The sequence below is a fragment of the Rhizobium sp. ARZ01 genome (genome assembly GCF_014851675.1).
Lineage (GTDB): Bacteria > Pseudomonadota > Alphaproteobacteria > Rhizobiales > Rhizobiaceae > Mycoplana.
On the sequence record NZ_JACVAE010000001.1, the window covers coordinates 865,636 to 883,824 of the forward strand.

The window sequence follows — 18,189 nt, forward strand, 5'->3', positions numbered from 1 at the left end:
AGATCAGAACAGTCGCTCGCGGACATAAATCGTGTCGCCGGCCATGATCGGATCGGAGATCGAGACGCGGCCGGTAATGATCTTGCCGTTTATCTTGCGCGTGACGTCGACGTTGGCCTGGTTTGCCCGCGGCGAGAAGCCGCCGGCGACTGCGATGGCGTTCTGCACGGTCATGCCTGCCACGTAGCTGTATTGCCCCGCCTGGCCGACTTCGCCCATGATGTAGATGGAACGATAGTTTGCGACTTCGATAGAGACGTCCGGATCGCGCAGATATCCCTGGCGCAGCTTGCCGGCGATGATGCTCTCCATCTCCTGGATGGTTTTGCCGCGTGCCGGTACGGAGCCGATCAGCGGAACGGCAATGTACCCGGCCTGGTCCACCATGTAGGTGTTGGTGAGGTTGGCCTGCTCGAACACGGTGACGCGCAAACGGTCACCGCTGTCCAGCCGGTAGGGCTGGATCGTCGCTTCCTGAAAAGCCTTCGGGGCAGGGTGATAGCCGCTGCAGCCGGCGATGACAGCCGGCGCGAGTGCCGCCACTGCGATGATCGCGCTTTTTAGTGTTCCTGCGAAAGCCATTTCGCTCATGCCTGTCGGGAGTGCTTCGTTTCTCCTGTTGTTATCGATCCGTTAGGGTTAATGGCCGGTAAATTCTGCAACGGATGGATGCCAATTTGTGCGGGCAGCCGCCTGCATGGTTGTGGCGCGTGCTGTGTATTAACGCTTGGGTTACCATGATTGTTTACCGTGCCCGTGAAGTAGCGTGTTCATGGAGTAGCGGATGTCTGGCGGTTTCGGAGCTCAGGACGATGTCGATATCGACCTCGGCGGGCTGGCTCGTGCGATCTGGCGACGCCGTCGGCAGGTATTGCTTGCCACCGTCGCATCCGCTGGCATCGCCTTCGGCGTCGCAAGCCTTATTGCGCCGACCTATCGCAGCGAAACGCGTCTGTTGATCGAGGGGCGTGAGCCAGCATTTACGACAAGCACGGACCGGAGTGCGGGGCGTGAGCCGGCAATCGACGAATTGGGCGTGGTTAGCCAGGTGCAACTGCTGAAGTCGGCAGACCTCATCAAGCAGGTCGCCCGCGACATGAAGCTCTACGAGCTTCCGGAGTTCGACCCGACTGCCAATCCGTCTGCTCTGTCTGACATACTCGTGGCCTTTGGCCTCAAGAAGAACCCGCTCGACTTACCGCCGGAAGAGCGCGTGCTCAAGGAGTTCCAGGAGAAGCTGGTTGTCTATCAGGTGGAGAAGTCGCGTGTCGTCGCGATCGAGTTCACCTCGAAGGACCCGATGCTTGCCGCCGCCATCCCCAACGCGATGGCGAAGGTCTATCTCTCCCTGCAGAGCGGTGCGAAGCTCGATACCAATTCGGAGGCAACGCGCTGGCTCGAGCCGGAGATCGCCAATCTGCGGGAGAAGGTGAGGGAGGCGGAGCAGAGGGTCGCGGAGTACCGTTCCAGTTCCGACCTGTTGCCCACGGGTGAGAACGCCACCTTTGCCGTAAAGCAGTTGAACGACATTTCCACCGAGCTTGCGCGGGTGCGGACGGAAAAGGCGACTGCGGAGGCGCGGGCGGAAAGCGTGCGCGCCGTGCTTAAAGATGGTGGTGCGCCGGATACGCTCAGCGATGTCGTCGGTTCCCAGATGATCCAGCGGCTGAAGGAGAACGAGGCCCAGTTGCAGGGGCAAATCTCCGATCTCTCGACGTCGCTTTTGGATCAGCATCCGCGCCTCAAGGGGCTGCGCTCGCAACTCGCCGGTTTACGCGGGCAAATCAAGGCTGAGTCGACCAAGATCCTTGCGAGCTTGGAAAACGAGGCCAAGGTCGCCCGCCTGCGCGAGCAACAGCTCGTACAGCAATTGAACACGCTCAAGGCCGATTCGGCGCGGGCCGGCGAGGATGAAGTGGGCCTGAAGGCGCTCGAACGCGAAGCTACGGCGCAGCGTCAGCTGCTGGAGACCTATCTTGCGCGCTATCGCGAGGCCGCCTCGCGAACCGGTGCAAACTCGACGCCGGCCGACGCGCGGATCATCTCGGCCGCGGTACCGCCGACTGAACGACAATTCCCCAAGGTTGTGCCGATCACGATTGTCGGCGGCCTGGCCGGCTTCCTCCTGTCGGTGATCTCGATCCTGCTGGCGGAACTGTTCAGCGGGCGGGCGCTCAGACCCGTTTCGCCGTCGCATCCAGAGCCGGAAGGCGAGGCTCATCGCGAGGAACCCGTGGCGACGCGACCGGCGTCGCGCGCCGACGTCGAGGCAGCGCGTCGCGCTTTGAGGGACGCCAGCATCGCCGCGCATGCGGAAACGCCCGCGCATCACTCGCTTCTGGTTGGGCTCGACGTTGACGAGCCGGAGGAAAAGCCTCCGCTCGACGAGCGGTCATCCGGGGCCGGCGAGGAGGAATCGAATTTCAGCGTGGCGGCGGTGGCCCACCACTTGATCGAGGGCGAAGTCTCCGTTGCGATCGCCGTATCTCCATCCGGAGATGCCGGTTCGGCTGCGACAGTCGCGCTTGCACGCACCATTTCAGACAGTGGACGAAGGATAGTCCTGGTCGATCTGACCGGTTCGGCATGTCCGACCCGAATCATGGCCGCGACAACGCGGCTTCCTGGTATCACCGACCTGCTTGTCGGCGACGCCGCCTTCTCGGACATCATTCACGGTGACGAAGCCTCGGGTGCGCACTTCGTTGCGCGCGGAAATGCCGACATCAAGCGCGCAATGAGCGGCCTTGACCGGTTGTCGATGATCATCGGCGCGCTGGCGGATGCCTATGAGACGGTCCTGGTCGAATGCGGACCGGCGGAAGTGGGTGGCGTGCGCAGGTTGACCCGGTCGCGTGAGGCCGAGATCATCCTCTCGATCCCGGAAGCCGACGAGGACCGGATCGTCGAACTGATCGGTGCTTTTGGCGAGGCTGGCTACAGCGAGATCGTGCTGATGACCGGAAGCGCGGAGCCATCACATCGGGGACGCAGGGCAGCGTAGTTCGCGGCATCGACGCTCGCGTCAGTTCAGCTCGCTGTCGGCCGGTGTTTCCACGAACTCGGTCTTGCCTGACCGCAGCCGTTGGACGAAGCCGTAGAGCCTCGGATTCTGCTTGATGGACCGCTTGGCGTTGGCCTTGGCACGGTGCAGGGCCGCGACGAGGCTGCCTGCAGCCGTCGTGGGCCAGAGAAGGTCGTGCTGGACGGTCTCGACAGTGCACCAGGAGCGCTTGTAGGCCTGGTCGCCGATGCCGAAATCGAACAATGCGACGCCTTCGCTGCAGAGCTGGCGGATCATAAGGTAGAACAGAAATTCGCCCGGGCTGGTCTCGGGCGCAAATCCCTCGTCAATCGAACCAAACTGGCAAATGACGTGGTCGCCTTTGCGCGAAAGGCCTGCGATCGCAATGATCCTGCCCTGCTCCTCACCATCTCGAATCCGCAGCGCGTGCAGTCGCAAGGGGTAGGCGTTTTCCCGTACCGGAGTTCGTGCAAGCGAACGGAAGAACGCCTGCGTCTCCTCATCGCGAAAGACGTTCGGCAACCCCAGGGCGTCGAAGCGTACGGCCTTCTGCTGGAAGAACTGGCTGAGTGTCGTGCAGATGTCGCCCGGCGTTTCGGCAATGAAGTGCTCGTATCCTCCGTGCGCTTCCAGCCGGCGCTCCGATTGGCGAAACTTCTTGCGCCGCCGCTTGGCGTTGACCTGCGAAAGCGTCTGGTCGAAGTCCGCAAGAAGGGGCAACTGGTAGGCCGCATTCTGGTTCAGGACCGAGGGCAGATGGGAGAAGGGGTGCGCATGTCCGCGCCAGGTGAGCGGCATGTTTTCCAGCATGAAGAGATCGAAATAGCGGGAAAACTGACCGCGCGCCTGATCGAGCGCCTGGCGCAGCATTGGCGGGGAGGCGAACGAGCGGAAGCCCTCGGTGTAGAGGCCCGTATTGATGTTGCTGAACCGTGAGCCGAGGAAGCGCGCTGTGCGGACGGGGCCGTGCCGTACCACCTCCAGCGGCAGAATCATTTCGGTTCGACCTGCATGGACGCCTTCGACGATGAGGAGGCTGCAATGATGCGTCTGCGCCCAGGCTCGGCACCAATCGTAGCTCTGATGCAACGAAAGATCGTTGTCAGCCTCCAATCGGCGCCACGTCGCCTCAAGCGGTTCCATCCGGTTGTGCAACTCAATCGAAAAGGGAATGACGGCAGCCCGGCGTTCACCGCCGGGAGCATAGCGCGCCAGCTTGCCGAGGACGTCGCCGTCCGCGGGCATGACCTGAAAATCAAGCTGCATTGCACGCATGTCCGGTCCCATCGACCCCTTCCTGGCCGCACTTTTGCCAGACTTTACGTCGGGATGATCGGTAACTGGTTTACGTCTGCAACCAACCGGCCGGTTGTCCGCCGAATTCGACAACTACGGTTAGCAACGGGCTAATGGGCCGGCGCTCGGGAGGCCGCGCCTCAGTCTCTCGGCTTGGACGGCTTCTCCATCCATTTGATGATCAGCATGGCCGGGAGTATCCAAAGAAGGCCGGTGAAGAAGAAGTAGAGCATGTGCACCCACCAGGGCGAAGTCGCAAGCGTCAGCGATGCCACGGTTGTTGCGACCAACGCATAGACGATGACGAGGATGATGATCAGGACTGTGCCAATCAGTTTGCGCAGGCGAGCGGGCATCGGAATTCTCTTCTCGTTGGACGGCCGGTCATCGGCGTTATCGCCGCGACCTGATGCCGCAAAGACTTCGGGCTTGTTTTGCATGGCACGGTGATGCAAATCAACGTCAACGAGACAGGAGACACCATGACCAGTACCGACGGCGCGATAGAACGCCAGCTCGCGAGCGACATCGACCGTATCGACCGCAACCGCCGGATGGTCCGCATCTGGCTTGCCGTTGTGCTGTTGACGCTGTCTGCGCTCGTGCTGGTGGGCGGAGCGACGCGCCTGACCGGTTCCGGTCTATCGATCACGGAATGGAAACCGATCCACGGTGTGATCCCACCGCTGAACGAAGCCGAATGGCAGGAAGAGTTTGAACTTTACAAGCGCATTCCGCAGTTCGAACAGTTGAACAGCGACATGACGGTGGAGAGCTTCAAGTCGATTTTCTGGTGGGAATGGGCGCACCGACTGCTTGCGCGCTCCATCGGTCTTGTCTTCGCGCTGCCGCTTGCCTTTTTCTGGGTCACGGGTCGGATCGAGCGACGGCTGCGCTGGCCGCTCGTCGGCTTGCTTGCGCTCGGCGGCTTCCAAGGTTTCATAGGCTGGTGGATGGTGTCGTCCGGCCTGGCTGAGCGGGTCTCGGTCAGCCAGTATCGGCTTGCCGCGCACCTCACGATCGCCTGTCTGATCTTTGCCGCCTGCATGTGGATCATGCGCGCGCTCGCTCCGCACAGCGGCGAACCGGCGCCTACGGAGCGATCCAAGGGGATGGCGGCGCTGATCGCCTGCATGGCCCTGTTCCAGATCTATCTCGGCGCGCTTGTCGCGGGTCTGCATGCCGGGCTGACCTACAACACCTGGCCGCTCATGGATGGTGCAATTGTGCCGGGTGACCTGTTCGTCCAGAATCCATGGTGGATCAATCTGTTCGAAAACCCGAAGACGGTGCAGTTCGCGCATCGTTGTGGTGCTTACGTACTTTGGGCTTTGGCGCTCGTGCACATGGTCGTCTCGCTGCGTGCCGCACCCGATGCCACCCATGCCCGCCGCACCGTCCTGCTTTTTGCCCTCATCAGCCTGCAGGCGCTGATCGGCATTCTGACGCTGATCTGGCAGGTGCCGCTCGGCTGGGCGCTCGCGCATCAGGGCGGCGCGCTCGTCGTCCTCGGCTTCGCCATTGCCCATTGGCGTGGTTTCGTCGGTGCATATCCGAAGGAGGCGCGGATCGAGATCCGTGCCTGATCGGGTTGGTGGTCGCCGACCGCTGCCGCAGCAGCCTTTGCAAATTCAATACTGCAATGAAGAAGGGCGCCAATTCCAACCGGAACGGCGCCCTTCTTGTTATTTCGAATTACCAGATCGGGCCGCTCAGTTCCGCAGCATCAGATCCATGTTCTGGACCGCCGCGCCCGAGGCGCCCTTGCCGAGATTATCGAGCAGTGCCACGAGGTTGACGTGGGGCGCGCCGGCGGTGCCGAAGACGTAGAGCTTCATCCGGTCCGTGTCCGCCAGTTCCACCGCATTGACGCGTGCGAGGTTGGCGCTCTCCTTCAGGTCGACGACTTCGACAATGTCCTGGCCTGCATAATGGTCCGCGAGAGCGGCGTGAATCGAGCCGAGCGAGGCATTATCGTTGAGATCGGCGAGATAGAGCGGAACCTGCACGATCATGCCTTGCGCGAACTTGCCGACGGACGGTGAGAAGAGGGGCGCGCGGGACAGAAGCCCGTGCACCTGCATTTCGGGCACGTGCTTGTGCTTTAGGGGCAGGCCATAGAGGAAGTGCGGCGCGTCGATGCGCTCGGGATGGCCTGCGTCCTCCATCTGGGCAATCATCTGCTTGCCGCCGCCGGTGTAGCCGGAAACTGCGTTGACGGTGATCGGATAGTCCTCCGGCAGGATGCCGGCGGCCCTGAGCGGGCGGATCAGGCCAATCGCACCTGTGGGATAGCAGCCGGGATTGGCGACGTAGCGGGCCGCGGCGATCTTACCGGCCTGGCTTGCATCCATCTCGGCAAAACCATAGGCCCAGTCCGGATTGACGCGGTGTGCCGTCGAGGTGTCGATGATGCGCACCTTGTTGTTGCCGGCGACCATGGCCACGGCCTCTTTTGCCGCATCGTCAGGCAAACACAGGATGGCGATATCGGCGCCGTTCAGGAGGTCCTCGCGCATCGCGCTGTTGCGGCGCTCGGCCTCAGGGATGGAGAGAAGCTCGACATCGGCGCGGCCGGCCATGCGCGTGCGGATCTGCAGGCCCGTCGTGCCGTGTTCGCCATCGATGAAGATCTTCGGTTTCATGGGAGTGCCTTTCAGTCTGCCGGGCTGCACGGGTGCCGTCGGAACTGCAAGGTTTCGCGCAAAAGCTCATGGCTGCAGTCCGGACGTCATGGGCAGGCTATAGCGCCTCCCCATGACGCATTCAATGCGGGAGTATGGGCGGCAACGCCTAGCGGCGTTCTGCGAGCCAGCCCGCCCGAAGCCCGAGCATGTACATCGCGATCGTCGAGCCGGCGATGGCGGTGATGTCGGCGTGGTCGTAGGCGGGCGCAACTTCGACCACATCCGCGCCCTTGACGCGCAGTGCATCGAGTTTACGCAGCACGGACAGGATCTTGGCACTCGAAGGACCGCCGGAAACAGGCGTGCCGGTGCCGGGGGCGTAGGCGGGATCGAGGCAATCGATGTCGAAGGTCAGGTAGCAGGGCCGGGAGCCGACATGGCGCACGATCGTGTCGGCAATCTGGTCTGCCGACATCTCTTCCACCTCATAGCCGTAGACGATGCGAATGCCGCAATCATCCGGCGCATGCGTGCGGATGCCGATCTGGATCGAACTGTCCGGGTCGATGATGCCATCCTTCACCGCGCGCGCGACAAAGGAGCCGTGGTCGATGCGACCCTTCTCGTCGGGCCAGGTGTCCTGGTGTGCGTCGAACTGCACCAGCGAAAGCGGCCCGTGAATGGCGGCGTGTGCCTTGAGCACCGGCCAGGTGACGAAATGGTCGCCGCCGAGGGTGAGAAGGAAGGCGCCGGATTTCAGGATCTTTGCGGCTTCGCGTTCGATCGTTGCAGGTGTCTTCTGATGGTTGCCGTAGTCGAGCAGGCAGTCGCCGTAGTCGATCACGGCCATGTTCTCGAACAGGTCCTGCTCAAACGGATATTGCGGATCGTTGTCCATGATCGCCGAAGCCCGGCGGATCGCCTGCGGTCCGAAGCGCGCGCCCGGGCGATTGGAGGTGGCCGCGTCGAAGGGGATGCCCCAAACAACGGCATCGACGTCCTTCAAATTCTTCGTGTAGCGGCGGCGCATGAAAGAGAGGATGCCGGCATGGGTCGGGTCCGAAGCCGCGCTCTTGAGCGCTTTCGCCGTGATCGCGTGGTCGATGGTCTTGTTGGCCAATTTGTCCTCCTGAAAATCGCCGTGGACGGTGGACAATCGGCAAGCGGAAGGCAAGAGGGCGAGCGCGGATTTCGTGCCGCTTTGTTCGCGAAGGGTGAGGCGAGGATAGGAGCCGCAAAGAAAAAGGCGGAGCCGAGGCCCCGCCTTTTTCGAATGTAAAGTCGCAAGAAGCGATTAGCGCTTCGAGAACTGGAACGAACGACGGGCCTTGGCCTTGCCGTACTTCTTGCGTTCGACGACGCGCGAGTCGCGGGTCAGGAAGCCACCCTTCTTCAGGACCGGGCGCAGGCCCGGCTCGAAGTAGGTGAGTGCCTTGGACAGGCCGTGACGAACGGCACCGGCCTGGCCGGAGAGACCGCCGCCGGCAACAGTTGCGTCGATGTCGAACTGGCCTTCGCGGGCCGCAGCGACGATCGGCTGCTGCAGGATCATCTGCAGAACCGGACGGGCAAAGTAGGCTTCGAACGACTTGCCGTTGACGGTGATCTTGCCGGAGCCCGGCTTGACCCATACGCGGGCGACGGCGTCCTTACGCTTGCCGGTCGCATACGAGCGACCCTGGGCGTCAACCTTCTTGACGTGAACCGGGGCGGAAGCCGGAGCGGCTGCGACCGTGCCGAGATCCTTCAGGGAAGACAGGTCAGCCATTATCAGGCGCTCCTTACGTTCTTGCTGTTCAGCTTGGCGACGTCGAGGACGGTCGGCTGCTGTGCTTCATGCGGATGGTTCGGGCCTGCATAGACGCGCAGGTTCTTCATCTGGCGACGGCCGAGGGGACCGCGCGGAACCATGCGCTCGACGGCCTTCTCGAGAACGCGCTCCGGGAAGCGGCCTTCGATGATCTGGCGAGCGGTGCGCTCCTTGATGCCACCCGGATAGCCGGTGTGCCAGTAGTACGTCTTGTCGGAGTACTTCTTGCCGGTCAGAGCGACCTTCTCGGCATTGATGACGATGACGTTGTCGCCGTCGTCAACGTGGGGCGTGTAGGTGGCCTTATGCTTGCCGCGCAGGTGATTTGCGATGATGGAAGCGAGACGACCGACAACGAGGCCTTCGGCATCGATGAGGATCCACTTTTTTTCCACCTCGGCGGGCTTCTGTACGAAGGTTGCCATGGTAAAACTCTTTTCATCTGGACCCGAGGCCGCAAGGCCCGGGCGTTTCTTGTTGCTTAAGTTTGGCAGGCTTGAAGCATGCCAAAAACGAAAGCGGCCCTAGGGGACCGCGATCTGCGCTGGCTTATAAGCGAGGCATGGCTGGGCGTCAAGTGTCGCGGTTCTGGCTCTTCTTTAAAAAGACTTGGTAATTCAACGGCTTAATTTGATGGTATTTTGATACCACACATTATCGCGGCGGAATCGAGTAGGTCGCCGTGGCGTGAGCGACCAGTTCGCCCTCCGATCCTGCCGAAATCGACGCCTCGATCACCGCGAGTCGCTTGCCGAGCTTGAGGAGCCGGCACGTGCAGGAAAGCGCACCCGGCTCGGGTTTCCGCAGGAAATTGATATTGAGATTGGTGGTCACCGCAAGCGCGACCGGGCCGATGTGGGCCAGTACCGCACAATAGGCCGTGACATCGGCAAGCGCGAACATCGTCGGGCCGGAAACGGTGCCGCCGGGGCGCAGATGCTTCTCCGATGGTGCCAACCGCATAGTCACGGTGCCTGGCCCGACGGCAGTCACCTCGAAGAGCTTGCCGTCCGTGTGGATCTCGGGAAAGTCGGTCTCCAGAAAGCGATTGAGTTCGGCGATCGTCATGACGGGGATGAGTTCGGCTTCCATCTTGGTGTCCATTTGCTTCTCTTCACGCAGTGTTATCGGCAAAAATCGTGCGGTTGCAATTGCCGGAAAGTCTTAGCAGCAACCGAGCGTCCTGCGGCCGATCACTCTTGAAAGGCTAGTTCCCTGCGCGTACCACGGCATCAGAGCAAGACGATAAGGGAGACTGCCGATATGGCTGATGTGGTGCACTTGCGCAAAGAGGATGCCGGTGGGCTGGTGTTGAAGGAACAAGCCGGCGCGGTCCTGCGGCTGACGCTCAACAACCCGCCAGCCAATGCGCTCTCGATTGCGCTGATGGAAGCGCTTTCCGCCGCACTCGACGCGGCTGCGGCCGACGATACGGTCCGTGTCGTCGTGCTGGCTGCAACCGGCAATCTCTTTTCCGCCGGCCACGACTTAAAGGAAATGACGGCGCGTCGTTCCGATCCCGATGGCGGCCGGGCCTTTTTCGAAAAGACCATGCGGATGTGCGCCGACCTGATGCTGAAGATTGCCGGGTTGCCGCAGCCGGTGATCGCCGAGATCGACGGACTTGCGACGGCGGCCGGCTGTCAACTCGTCGCGACGGCCGACCTTGCGGTCTGCACCGACACATCCACCTTCTGCACGCCAGGCGTCAATATCGGCCTGTTCTGCTCGACGCCGATGGTGGCGGTGACGCGCGCCGCCCACCCGAAGCAGGCGATGGAGATGCTTTTGACCGGCGAAACGATCGACGCCTCGACGGCGAAGGACTTTGGCCTTGTCAACCGCATCGTGCCGAAGCAGTATCTGCGCCAAGTTATCGACAAGTACGCTTCGGTTATTGCTTCGAAGTCGCCCGAGGCTCTGCGGATCGGCAAGGCGGCCTACCGCGCGCAGGCGGGGCTGCCGCTGCCGGAGGCGTATGAGAAGGCTGTGGCCGTGATGGTGGACAACATGCTGCGCGACGATGCGAAGGAAGGCATCGGCGCGTTCCTCGGCAAGCGCATGCCGGAGTGGAAGGGCGAGTAACCCATTCGCCTCCTATCCCAGCCTCAGCACCAGAACGCCGGCGGCGATCATGGCGCCGGCGATGTAGCGCCAGATGCTCGCCTTTTCCTTGAGGAACACGACCGAGATCAGGAGTGCAAAAAGGATAGCGGTTTCGCGCAAGGCGGCGACCGTCGCGACCGGAGCCTTTGTCATCGCCCAGAGCGCCAGGCCGTAGGAGGCGATGGAGCCGCCGCCGCCGATCAAGCCGCGCTGCCAGTTGCGGCGGACGTGGTTCACCACGACATCGGAACCGCGCTGGTAGATCGCCCAGCTGAACAACAGAACCGGGGGCAGCAGCGCCATCCACAGCGTGTAGGAAATCGCGTTGCCGGAAATGCGCGCGCCGGCCCCGTCGACGAACGTGTAGGAGGCGATGACGCAGGCATTGGCGAGCGCCAGCAGAAAGGCGTGCCGGCCACCGTGACGGGATTCGAAGGCGAGCGTCAGTACGCCGGCGGAAATGATCAGGATGCCGGTCAGCGCGCCGGACGAAAGATGCTCGCCCAGCACCAGCCCGCTGGTCGACGCCACGATGAGCGGTGCTGCTCCGCGCATCAGCGGATAGACGAGGCCAATATCGCCGGCGCGGTAAGCTGCCGCGACCAGCTGAAAATAGGCGAACTGGAAGATCGCCGAGACCGCGATGAAGGGCCAGGCCGCGGGTTTCGGCAATGGCACGAAGGGAAGAAAGGCGAGCCCAAATGCCCCGGCGCCGAGCGCGATCATCGCCGCGTCCAGCGATTTGTCGCTTCCGGCCTTCACCATCGCATTCCACACGGCATGCAATGCCGCGCCGAGCAGCACAAGCGCAATTACGTCAATCGGCACGGAGGAACCTCGGTCTGTTCGGATGGATGGTCGGAGAGGCGGCGCGATCGCCACGCTCTACATCCGCCGAAACGGTGCTATTTGCAATCCGCAGCTTTTGCGGGTGAAAAATAATGTGCGCGACGGGTCGCGGCCGCAACTGGTCCGTCGGACGCCCGGCAGGGTGAATTCGCAAATGTGGCAAAAATAACGTATCATAAAGCAATGTAATGGATCGGGAGCGCGGGTTCGTATGCGCGCGCCGTCACGATAGCCCGGAGGAGGCTACGATGAACCACGATCACTACACTGGGGCCTATATTTGCAATATCCTTCGGTCGGTCCACACGATCGCCGTGGTCGGTGCATCGCCCAACCAATCCCGGCCGAGCCATGGCGTGATGGGCTTCCTGCTCGGCAAGGGCTATCACGTCATTCCGGTCAACCCCGGGCACGCCGGGAAGATGATCCTTGGTCAGACTGTGGTCGGCCATCTTGCCGATATCGACGAGCCGGTCGACATGGTCGATATCTTTCGGGCGTCTCCGCAATTCTCGGCGGTCGTCGACGAGGTTTTGGCGCTCGATCCCCGGCCCGCTGTGATCTGGGGCGAGTACGGGGTTCGCGACGATGCGGCAGCCGAGAAGGCAGAAGCCGTGGGCGTGCACGTCGTGATGGACCGTTCGCCGGTCACGGAGTACCCGAGACTTGCCCGTAGCGCCTCCTGATCCGCTTGACGTTACGTTAATTGCATATTGACATGCGCCGCGGCCTCCACATGCTGTGCGTCAATTGGAGGCAGCATGAGTCACGATAGCTACACGGACTACTTTCTCACCGAAATACTGCGGGAAACCAAGGTCATCGCACTGGTCGGCGCGTCGCCCAATCCGGAGCGGCCGAGCAACCGTGTCATGGCCTTCCTGCTTCGCAAGGGGTACCGCGTGATCCCGGTCAATCCCGGCCAGGCGGGCAAGGAGATCCATGGCCAGAAGGTTTACGCCAGGCTCGCCGATATCCCGGAGCCGATCGACATGGTCGACGTCTTTCGCGCGGCTTCAGCCTTGCCGGGCGTCATTGACGAGGTGCTTGCGGTGACGCCATTGCCGAAGGCGATCTGGGGGCAGTTGTCCGTGCGCGATGACACGGCCGCCGCCCGTGCCGAGGCGGCCGGGATCAAGGTTGTGATGGATCGGTGCCCGGCAATTGAATATCCCCGGTTGATCGGATAACGGTTCGCCTCGCCCGCGTCACGGCCGATCGAACTTGCCAACACATTGCTGTTTCACGGAAAAACTTTCTTTGACCGGCTCCAGCCGGTCTGGAATAGTGCCGGGCGTTGGGTCGGCTCGCGCTGGCGCTGAACGATTTGAATGTGCGCATGTTTTCCGCTTTGGAGCAGGGGCATGCCAAGGGAGGTTTCGATATGACGAAGAACAAACCGGGCTTTGCAACGCTCGCCATCCATGCCGGCGCGGCGCCGGATCCGACGACGGGTGCACGTACGACCCCGATCTACCAGACCACCAGCTTCGTCTTCAACGACACCGACCATGCCGCGTCGCTGTTCGGGCTGCAGGCCTTCGGCAACATCTACACCCGTATCATGAACCCGACCCAGGCGGTGCTCGAAGAGCGCGTTGCAGCGCTCGAGGGTGGCACGGCTGCGCTGGCAGTGGCGTCCGGCCATGCCGCCCAGCTCCTCGTGTTCCACACGATCATGCGTCCGGGCGACAATTTTATCGCCGCCCGCCGGCTCTATGGTGGCTCGATCAACCAGTTCGGCCATTCCTTCGCGAACTTCGACTGGCATGTCCGCTGGGCCGACACCGACAACCTTGAAAGCTTTGAAAGCCAGATCGACGACAAGACCAAGGCGATCTTCATCGAAAGCCTCGCCAATCCCGGCGGCACCTTCGTCGACATCGCGGCAATCGCAGCGGTCGCACACAAGCACGGCTTGCCGCTGATCGTCGACAACACCATGGCGACACCCTACCTCGTCCGGCCGTTTGAGCATGGCGCAGACATCGTCGTTCACTCGCTGACGAAGTTCCTCGGCGGACATGGCAACTCGATGGGCGGCATCATCGTCGACGGCGGTACGTTCGACTGGTCGGCATCCGGCAAATATCCGGCGCTCTCCGAGCCGCGGCCTGAATATGCTGGCGTGGTGCTTCACCAGACCTTCGGCAACTTCGCCTTCGCCATCGCCTGCCGGGTGCTGGGCCTTCGCGATCTGGGGCCGGCGATTTCGCCGTTCAATGCCTTCCAGATCCTGACCGGCATCGAGACCCTGCCGCTGCGTATGCAGCGCCACTCCGACAATGCGCTCGCTGTCGCCAAGTGGCTGAAGTCACATGACAAGGTTTCTTGGGTGAACTATTCCGGCCTGGAAAGCGATCCCAACCACGCGCTGCAGACGCGTTACTCACCGAAGGGCGCAGGCGCCGTCTTCACCTTTGGCCTGAAGGGCGGCTACGAGGCAGGCAAGCGCTTCGTCGAAGGGCTGGAAATGCTCTCGCATCTCGCAAACATCGGCGACACGCGCTCGCTGGTCATCCATCCGGCGTCTACGACGCACCGTCAGCTTTCGCCCGAGCAGCAGACGGCGGCAGGAGCGGGCCCGGATGTCGTTCGCCTGTCGATCGGCATCGAGGATGTCGCCGACATCATCGCCGACCTCGAGCAGGCGCTCGCCAAGGCATAAGCGTTTTTCCATCAGACCCGGCAGCCCGCTTGGAGGATCGACAGTCTTCGGCGCGGGTTGCCGAGCGGCCACGGCGATTGGATATACCATGAGCAAGACTATCGGCTTCGACATCGCAGCCATCGAACCGGAAATCGGCCGGCCGGCCGAAGAGCGGCTCATTTCCGGCAATCCGGAATTCCGCACCTGGAACCTCGAGGAGGCCGATGGCGGCATTTACTGCGGCGTCTGGGAATCCACGCCGGGCAAGTGGCGCATCCAGTATGACGAGTGGGAGTATTTCAACATTCTCTCCGGTCACTCGATCGTCACGTCGGATGATGGAGAGGTGCTGCACCTCAAAGCAGGAGACCGACTGATCCTCAGGCCGGGCTTTAAGGGAACCTGGGAAGTCGTTGAAACGACCCGGAAAGACTACGTGATCCGGCTCTAATCCGGACGCATTCAAGTCGACTGCTTCGGTTCACAGCTTCGCTGAATCATCCCCTTAACGCCGCAAGCCAGTAGGCGCGCGGCGTTAGACGCGTCACCATACCAGATCGAGCCGCTCCAGCCCATGGAAGTGGTAGACGTCCTTGACAACGGGCGTTTCGGCCAGCCGCATGCCCTTCAATCGCTGAAATAGGACCGGCAGCACGATGTTGAGCTCCAGCCGTGCCAGCGGCGCGCCGATGCAGAAATGGATGCCGGCGCCGAAAGAGAGGTTCGGGCCTTCGTCGCGATCAGGGCGGAAGGTGAGGGGATCGCTGAATTTCTTCGGATCGAGATTCGCGGCGGCCAGGATCAGCGCGACCTTGTCGCCGCGCTTGAAGGGGATGCCCTCCACGTCGACATCTTCGAGCGCATAGCGCTGGAAAATGTGGACAGGTGCGCAGATGCGCAGGGCTTCTTCGACCGTGCGCTCCGTCGTCTTCTCGTCGGCGAACATGGTCTCAGTCGAAAGGCCGCTGTCGAGGATGCTGCGCACGGCGTTGCCGATCTGGTGCACCGTCGCCTCGTGCCCGGCATTCAGCAGCACGATGGTCGTCGAGATCAACTCGTCGTCGGTGAGAAGCTGGCCCTTGTGCTCGGTGTGGATCATGTGGGTGAGGAGATCGTCGCGCGGATTGGCGCGGCGCTCGGCGATGACGGAGCGCACGTAGTCGGCAAATTCCGCCGCGGCCTTGTCCGCGGCATGCTCGTCGGCTTCCGTGCGCCCGAACATGTACATGCGCACATAGGCGTGCGACCACTTCAAGAGCTGCGGCCCCATCTCGTCCGGAATGCCGATCATCCGGGCGATCATCGTCACTGGCACGATATCGGCGAAGGCGGACAGCAACTCGACCTTGCCGTCCTTCTCAAAGCCGTCGACCAGCTTGTTTGTCAGATCCGTGATCTCGGGGCGCAGGCGGTCGATCTGGCGCGAGACGAAGGCGCGGTTGACGAGGGTGCGAAGGCGCGTGTGCTCGGGCGGCTCCAGCTCCAGCAGCGACCAGGCCTCGGCGGCGTCGAAATGCTTCAGATGCGGCAGCGGCGCCGGCATGCCGAGTTCCTCGCGACTGGCTACATGCAGGATCTGCCGGCCGAAACGGCGGTCGCGCAGGAGCGCATTCACCTGATCATAGCCGGTGAAATACCACTGCTTCTGCTCCTCCCACCAGAAGGTCGGGGCGTGTGCGTGGAGCGCTGCGTAGACCGGGTTGGGATCGCGATAGAAGGCGGGATCGCGGGCGTCGAGGGAAACGCTGCGAGCGGCAGCGTCGATAGAGAGAAACGGAAACTGCTTGGTCATGCAGGAGACCTAGCCGAATTCGCGGCAGCACGGAAGGCCCGGGATCGGGCTGCTGTCCTACCTTCCGACGGCGATGCCTTCGCGGCGCGGATCGGCGCTGCCCTTTAAGCCGTCGGGTGTAATCTCGATGGCCTGGAGTCCGGAGTTCATTTCGCCCACCTTCACTTCGTAACCGAGAGCCTTCAGCGGCTCTGCCAGCTTCTCCGCATCCGTGCCGGCTTCAATCTCGAACGTGCCGAAGCGGTTGAGGAGGTGCGGCGTCGAGACGATCTGGCCGACATCCATGCCCCAGTCGATATAGGCGATCAACGCCTGGGTGACGTAGCCAATGATCTGGCTGCCGCCGGGCGAGCCGATCGCAAGCAGTGGCTTGCCGTTCTTCATCACGATCGTCGGCGCCATCGACGAGCGCGGCCGCTTTCCGGGCTCGACACGGTTGGCGATCGGGACGCCGTTCTCGTGTGTATCGAAAGAAAAGTCGGTCAGTTCGTTGTTTAACAGGAAGCCGTTGGTCATCAGTCGTGAACCGAAGCCGTTTTCGATCGTCGTTGTCATGGAAACGACGTTGCCGTCCTTGTCGACGATGACGAAATGGCTTGTGGATGGGAGTTCGAGAGACGTATCCGTGCCAAACAGTTGCGCATGGTCCCACTCCGGCTCGCCGGGGAGAACCGCTTCATCGCTGAGCGCCCTGTCGCCGTCGAGCAGGGCGGCGCGCTTGCCCAGATAGTCCTTCTCCAGAAGCCCCTTGATCGGTGCCGGTACGTAGTCCGTGTCCGCGAGGTAGCGACCTCGGTCGGCGAAGGCGAGGCGCTGGGCATCACCGATGATCCGCCAGCTTTGCGGATTGTCCTTGCCGAGCCCCTTGATGTCGAAATTCTCGATCATGCCGAGCGTCTGGCCGACAGCGACCGCGCCTGAGGACGGCGGCCCCATGCCGCAGATTTCATGCGCGCGGTAGGTGATGCAGACGGCAGGCCGTTCGCGGACACGGTAGAGTGCAAGGTCGTCCAACGCCAGCACTCCGGGGTTCCCGGCAGCCATCCGCACGGTATCGACGATCGCCTCGGCGATCGGGCCGCTATAGAAGGCGTCAGCACCGTTCATGGCGATATCCCGCAGCGTTTCGGCATAATCCGGGTTCTTCAGGAGTGCGCCGGCCTTGAGCGGCGCGCCGGCCGCATCGAAGAAGTAGGCCTTCGTTTTCTCGTAGGTCTTGAGCTTGTCGCCCTCCGCCGCAATCAGCGCGGCCAGACGCGGGGACACGGTAAACCCGGCATCGGCGAGCGCCGCAGCGGGCTCGAACAGCGTCTTCCAGTCGAGCTTTCCATATTTGTTGTGGGCGTCCTGCAGGAGCATGACAGTGCCGGGCGTGCCGACCGATCGACCGCCGACGACGGCATCGAAAAACTCCAGCGGTTGCCCTTTTTCATCGAGAAAGAGCTTGGGAGTAGCCCTTTGTGGCGCGGTCTCGCGCCCGTCAAGCGTCGTCACGCGTTTCTTTGCTGCGTCGTAATAGACGAGGAAGGCCCCGCCGCCGAGGCCGGATGACTGCGGCTCGACGAGGCCGAGGATCGTCTGCACAACCACCGCCGCGTCGACAGCGCTGCCGCCGTGCGCAAGGATTTCCGCGCCCGTCGCTGCTGCGACCGGATTGGCGGCTGCCACCATGTAGGATTTGGCTGAGACGATCTTCGTAGTGGTCTCACCAGTCGCGTGTTCCGGTGCTGTTGTATCCGAAGCCTGTTGAGGCCAGGCCGGGGAAAATGTCAGGAATAGGGCTGCCATTGCGCATGCGAAAATTTTCGTCGGCATGAAAGCCTCCCTCGAAATGGCCGCAATACTATGAACGGTGGGTGCCGGGGTGGCAATCGGCAACCGGGCGGAGCAATTCCGCGCTCACCTGGGGTTCGTCGGTTCATGCTTCCTTTACGCTCGCGGCCCATTGCGCTGTGGATATCGGGTTTGGGGCTTCGCCGGTTAACCGCAATCTGGCATTGACCATCGCCAAAGTTCCTGCGTGTCTTGAAGTGG

The 18,189-nt window shown here is 62.3% G+C and carries 18 protein-coding genes; 7 read left to right on the plus strand and 11 right to left on the minus strand.

The window, feature by feature from the left end:
• Positions 1 to 3 precede the first annotated feature (3 nt).
• Positions 4 to 582, minus strand: a complete 579-nt coding sequence (locus IB238_RS04105; protein ID WP_192243808.1) for a polysaccharide biosynthesis/export family protein — start codon at positions 580 to 582, stop codon at positions 4 to 6.
• 202 nt (positions 583 to 784) lie between these two features.
• Here IB238_RS04105 and IB238_RS04110 point away from each other — a divergent pair, with 202 nt between their 5' ends.
• Positions 785 to 3,004 carry a Wzz/FepE/Etk N-terminal domain-containing protein gene (locus tag IB238_RS04110; RefSeq protein ID WP_192243810.1) on the plus strand — a complete coding sequence of 740 codons (2,220 nt, stop codon included), beginning with the start codon at positions 785 to 787 and terminating at the stop codon, positions 3,002 to 3,004.
• Positions 3,005 to 3,025: 21 nt separating this feature from the next.
• Here IB238_RS04110 and IB238_RS04115 read toward each other — a convergent pair whose 3' ends face one another.
• Both IB238_RS04115 and IB238_RS04120 read right to left on the minus strand, forming a co-directional pair.
• Complete coding sequence (locus IB238_RS04115; protein ID WP_192243812.1) at positions 3,026 to 4,312, minus strand: GNAT family N-acetyltransferase; 1,287 nt, start codon at positions 4,310 to 4,312, stop codon at positions 3,026 to 3,028.
• Positions 4,313 to 4,461: 149 nt separating this feature from the next.
• Positions 4,462 to 4,677: a DUF2842 domain-containing protein gene (locus IB238_RS04120; protein WP_192243814.1), complete on the minus strand. Its 216-nt coding sequence runs from the start codon at positions 4,675 to 4,677 to the stop codon at positions 4,462 to 4,464.
• A 126-nt stretch (positions 4,678 to 4,803) separates the two neighbouring features.
• Between IB238_RS04120 and IB238_RS04125 the strand changes: the two genes are divergently transcribed.
• On the plus strand, positions 4,804 to 5,907 hold the full coding sequence (locus tag IB238_RS04125; RefSeq protein WP_192243816.1) for a COX15/CtaA family protein: 1,104 nt from the start codon (positions 4,804 to 4,806) through the stop codon (positions 5,905 to 5,907).
• Positions 5,908 to 6,033: 126 nt separating this feature from the next.
• On the opposite strand, the gene argC is transcribed toward IB238_RS04125, so the two are convergent.
• From argC to IB238_RS04150, 5 genes are all read right to left on the minus strand, one after another.
• Complete coding sequence (argC, locus tag IB238_RS04130) at positions 6,034 to 6,966, minus strand: N-acetyl-gamma-glutamyl-phosphate reductase (RefSeq protein ID WP_192243818.1); 933 nt, start codon at positions 6,964 to 6,966, stop codon at positions 6,034 to 6,036.
• Positions 6,967 to 7,114: 148 nt separating this feature from the next.
• Positions 7,115 to 8,068, minus strand: a complete 954-nt coding sequence (gene speB / locus IB238_RS04135; RefSeq protein ID WP_192243820.1) for an agmatinase — start codon at positions 8,066 to 8,068, stop codon at positions 7,115 to 7,117.
• Positions 8,069 to 8,242: 174 nt separating this feature from the next.
• Positions 8,243 to 8,716 (minus strand): 30S ribosomal protein S9, encoded by a 474-nt coding sequence (gene rpsI / locus IB238_RS04140; protein WP_192243822.1) that lies wholly within the window; start codon positions 8,714 to 8,716, stop codon positions 8,243 to 8,245.
• A 2-nt stretch (positions 8,717 to 8,718) separates the two neighbouring features.
• On the minus strand, positions 8,719 to 9,183 hold the full coding sequence (gene rplM, locus IB238_RS04145; RefSeq protein ID WP_192243824.1) for a 50S ribosomal protein L13: 465 nt from the start codon (positions 9,181 to 9,183) through the stop codon (positions 8,719 to 8,721).
• A gap of 229 nt (positions 9,184 to 9,412) precedes the next feature.
• The gene (locus IB238_RS04150; protein ID WP_210333457.1) at positions 9,413 to 9,862 is read right to left on the minus strand and encodes a PaaI family thioesterase; all 450 of its coding nucleotides are present in this window, start codon (positions 9,860 to 9,862) and stop codon (positions 9,413 to 9,415) included.
• A 159-nt stretch (positions 9,863 to 10,021) separates the two neighbouring features.
• Between IB238_RS04150 and IB238_RS04155 the strand changes: the two genes are divergently transcribed.
• Positions 10,022 to 10,843 carry an enoyl-CoA hydratase gene (locus IB238_RS04155; RefSeq protein WP_192243826.1) on the plus strand — a complete coding sequence of 274 codons (822 nt, stop codon included), beginning with the start codon at positions 10,022 to 10,024 and terminating at the stop codon, positions 10,841 to 10,843.
• Positions 10,844 to 10,855: 12 nt separating this feature from the next.
• Here the strand turns inward: IB238_RS04155 and IB238_RS04160 are convergent, their stop codons facing one another.
• Entirely contained in the window at positions 10,856 to 11,692 is an 837-nt protein-coding gene (locus tag IB238_RS04160) for a DMT family transporter (protein WP_192243828.1), read from the minus strand.
• A gap of 269 nt (positions 11,693 to 11,961) precedes the next feature.
• On the opposite strand from IB238_RS04160, the gene IB238_RS04165 reads away from it, so the two are divergent.
• The 4 genes from IB238_RS04165 (at position 11,962) to IB238_RS04180 (ending at position 14,814) form a co-directional block, all read left to right on the plus strand.
• Positions 11,962 to 12,399 (plus strand): CoA-binding protein, encoded by a 438-nt coding sequence (locus IB238_RS04165; protein WP_192243830.1) that lies wholly within the window; start codon positions 11,962 to 11,964, stop codon positions 12,397 to 12,399.
• A 75-nt stretch (positions 12,400 to 12,474) separates the two neighbouring features.
• Positions 12,475 to 12,903 (plus strand): CoA-binding protein, encoded by a 429-nt coding sequence (locus IB238_RS04170; protein WP_192243832.1) that lies wholly within the window; start codon positions 12,475 to 12,477, stop codon positions 12,901 to 12,903.
• A 194-nt stretch (positions 12,904 to 13,097) separates the two neighbouring features.
• A complete protein-coding gene (locus tag IB238_RS04175; protein ID WP_192243833.1) occupies positions 13,098 to 14,381 on the plus strand; it encodes an O-acetylhomoserine aminocarboxypropyltransferase in 1,284 nt (427 codons plus the stop codon).
• A gap of 88 nt (positions 14,382 to 14,469) precedes the next feature.
• Positions 14,470 to 14,814: a cupin domain-containing protein gene (locus IB238_RS04180; protein WP_192243835.1), complete on the plus strand. Its 345-nt coding sequence runs from the start codon at positions 14,470 to 14,472 to the stop codon at positions 14,812 to 14,814.
• Between the two features lie 93 nt (positions 14,815 to 14,907).
• On the opposite strand, the gene IB238_RS04185 is transcribed toward IB238_RS04180, so the two are convergent.
• On the minus strand, positions 14,908 to 16,155 hold the full coding sequence (locus IB238_RS04185) for a cytochrome P450 (RefSeq protein ID WP_192243837.1): 1,248 nt from the start codon (positions 16,153 to 16,155) through the stop codon (positions 14,908 to 14,910).
• 57 nt (positions 16,156 to 16,212) lie between these two features.
• On the minus strand, positions 16,213 to 17,970 hold the full coding sequence (ggt, locus tag IB238_RS04190; RefSeq protein WP_192243839.1) for a gamma-glutamyltransferase: 1,758 nt from the start codon (positions 17,968 to 17,970) through the stop codon (positions 16,213 to 16,215).
• Positions 17,971 to 18,189: the final 219 nt, after the last annotated feature.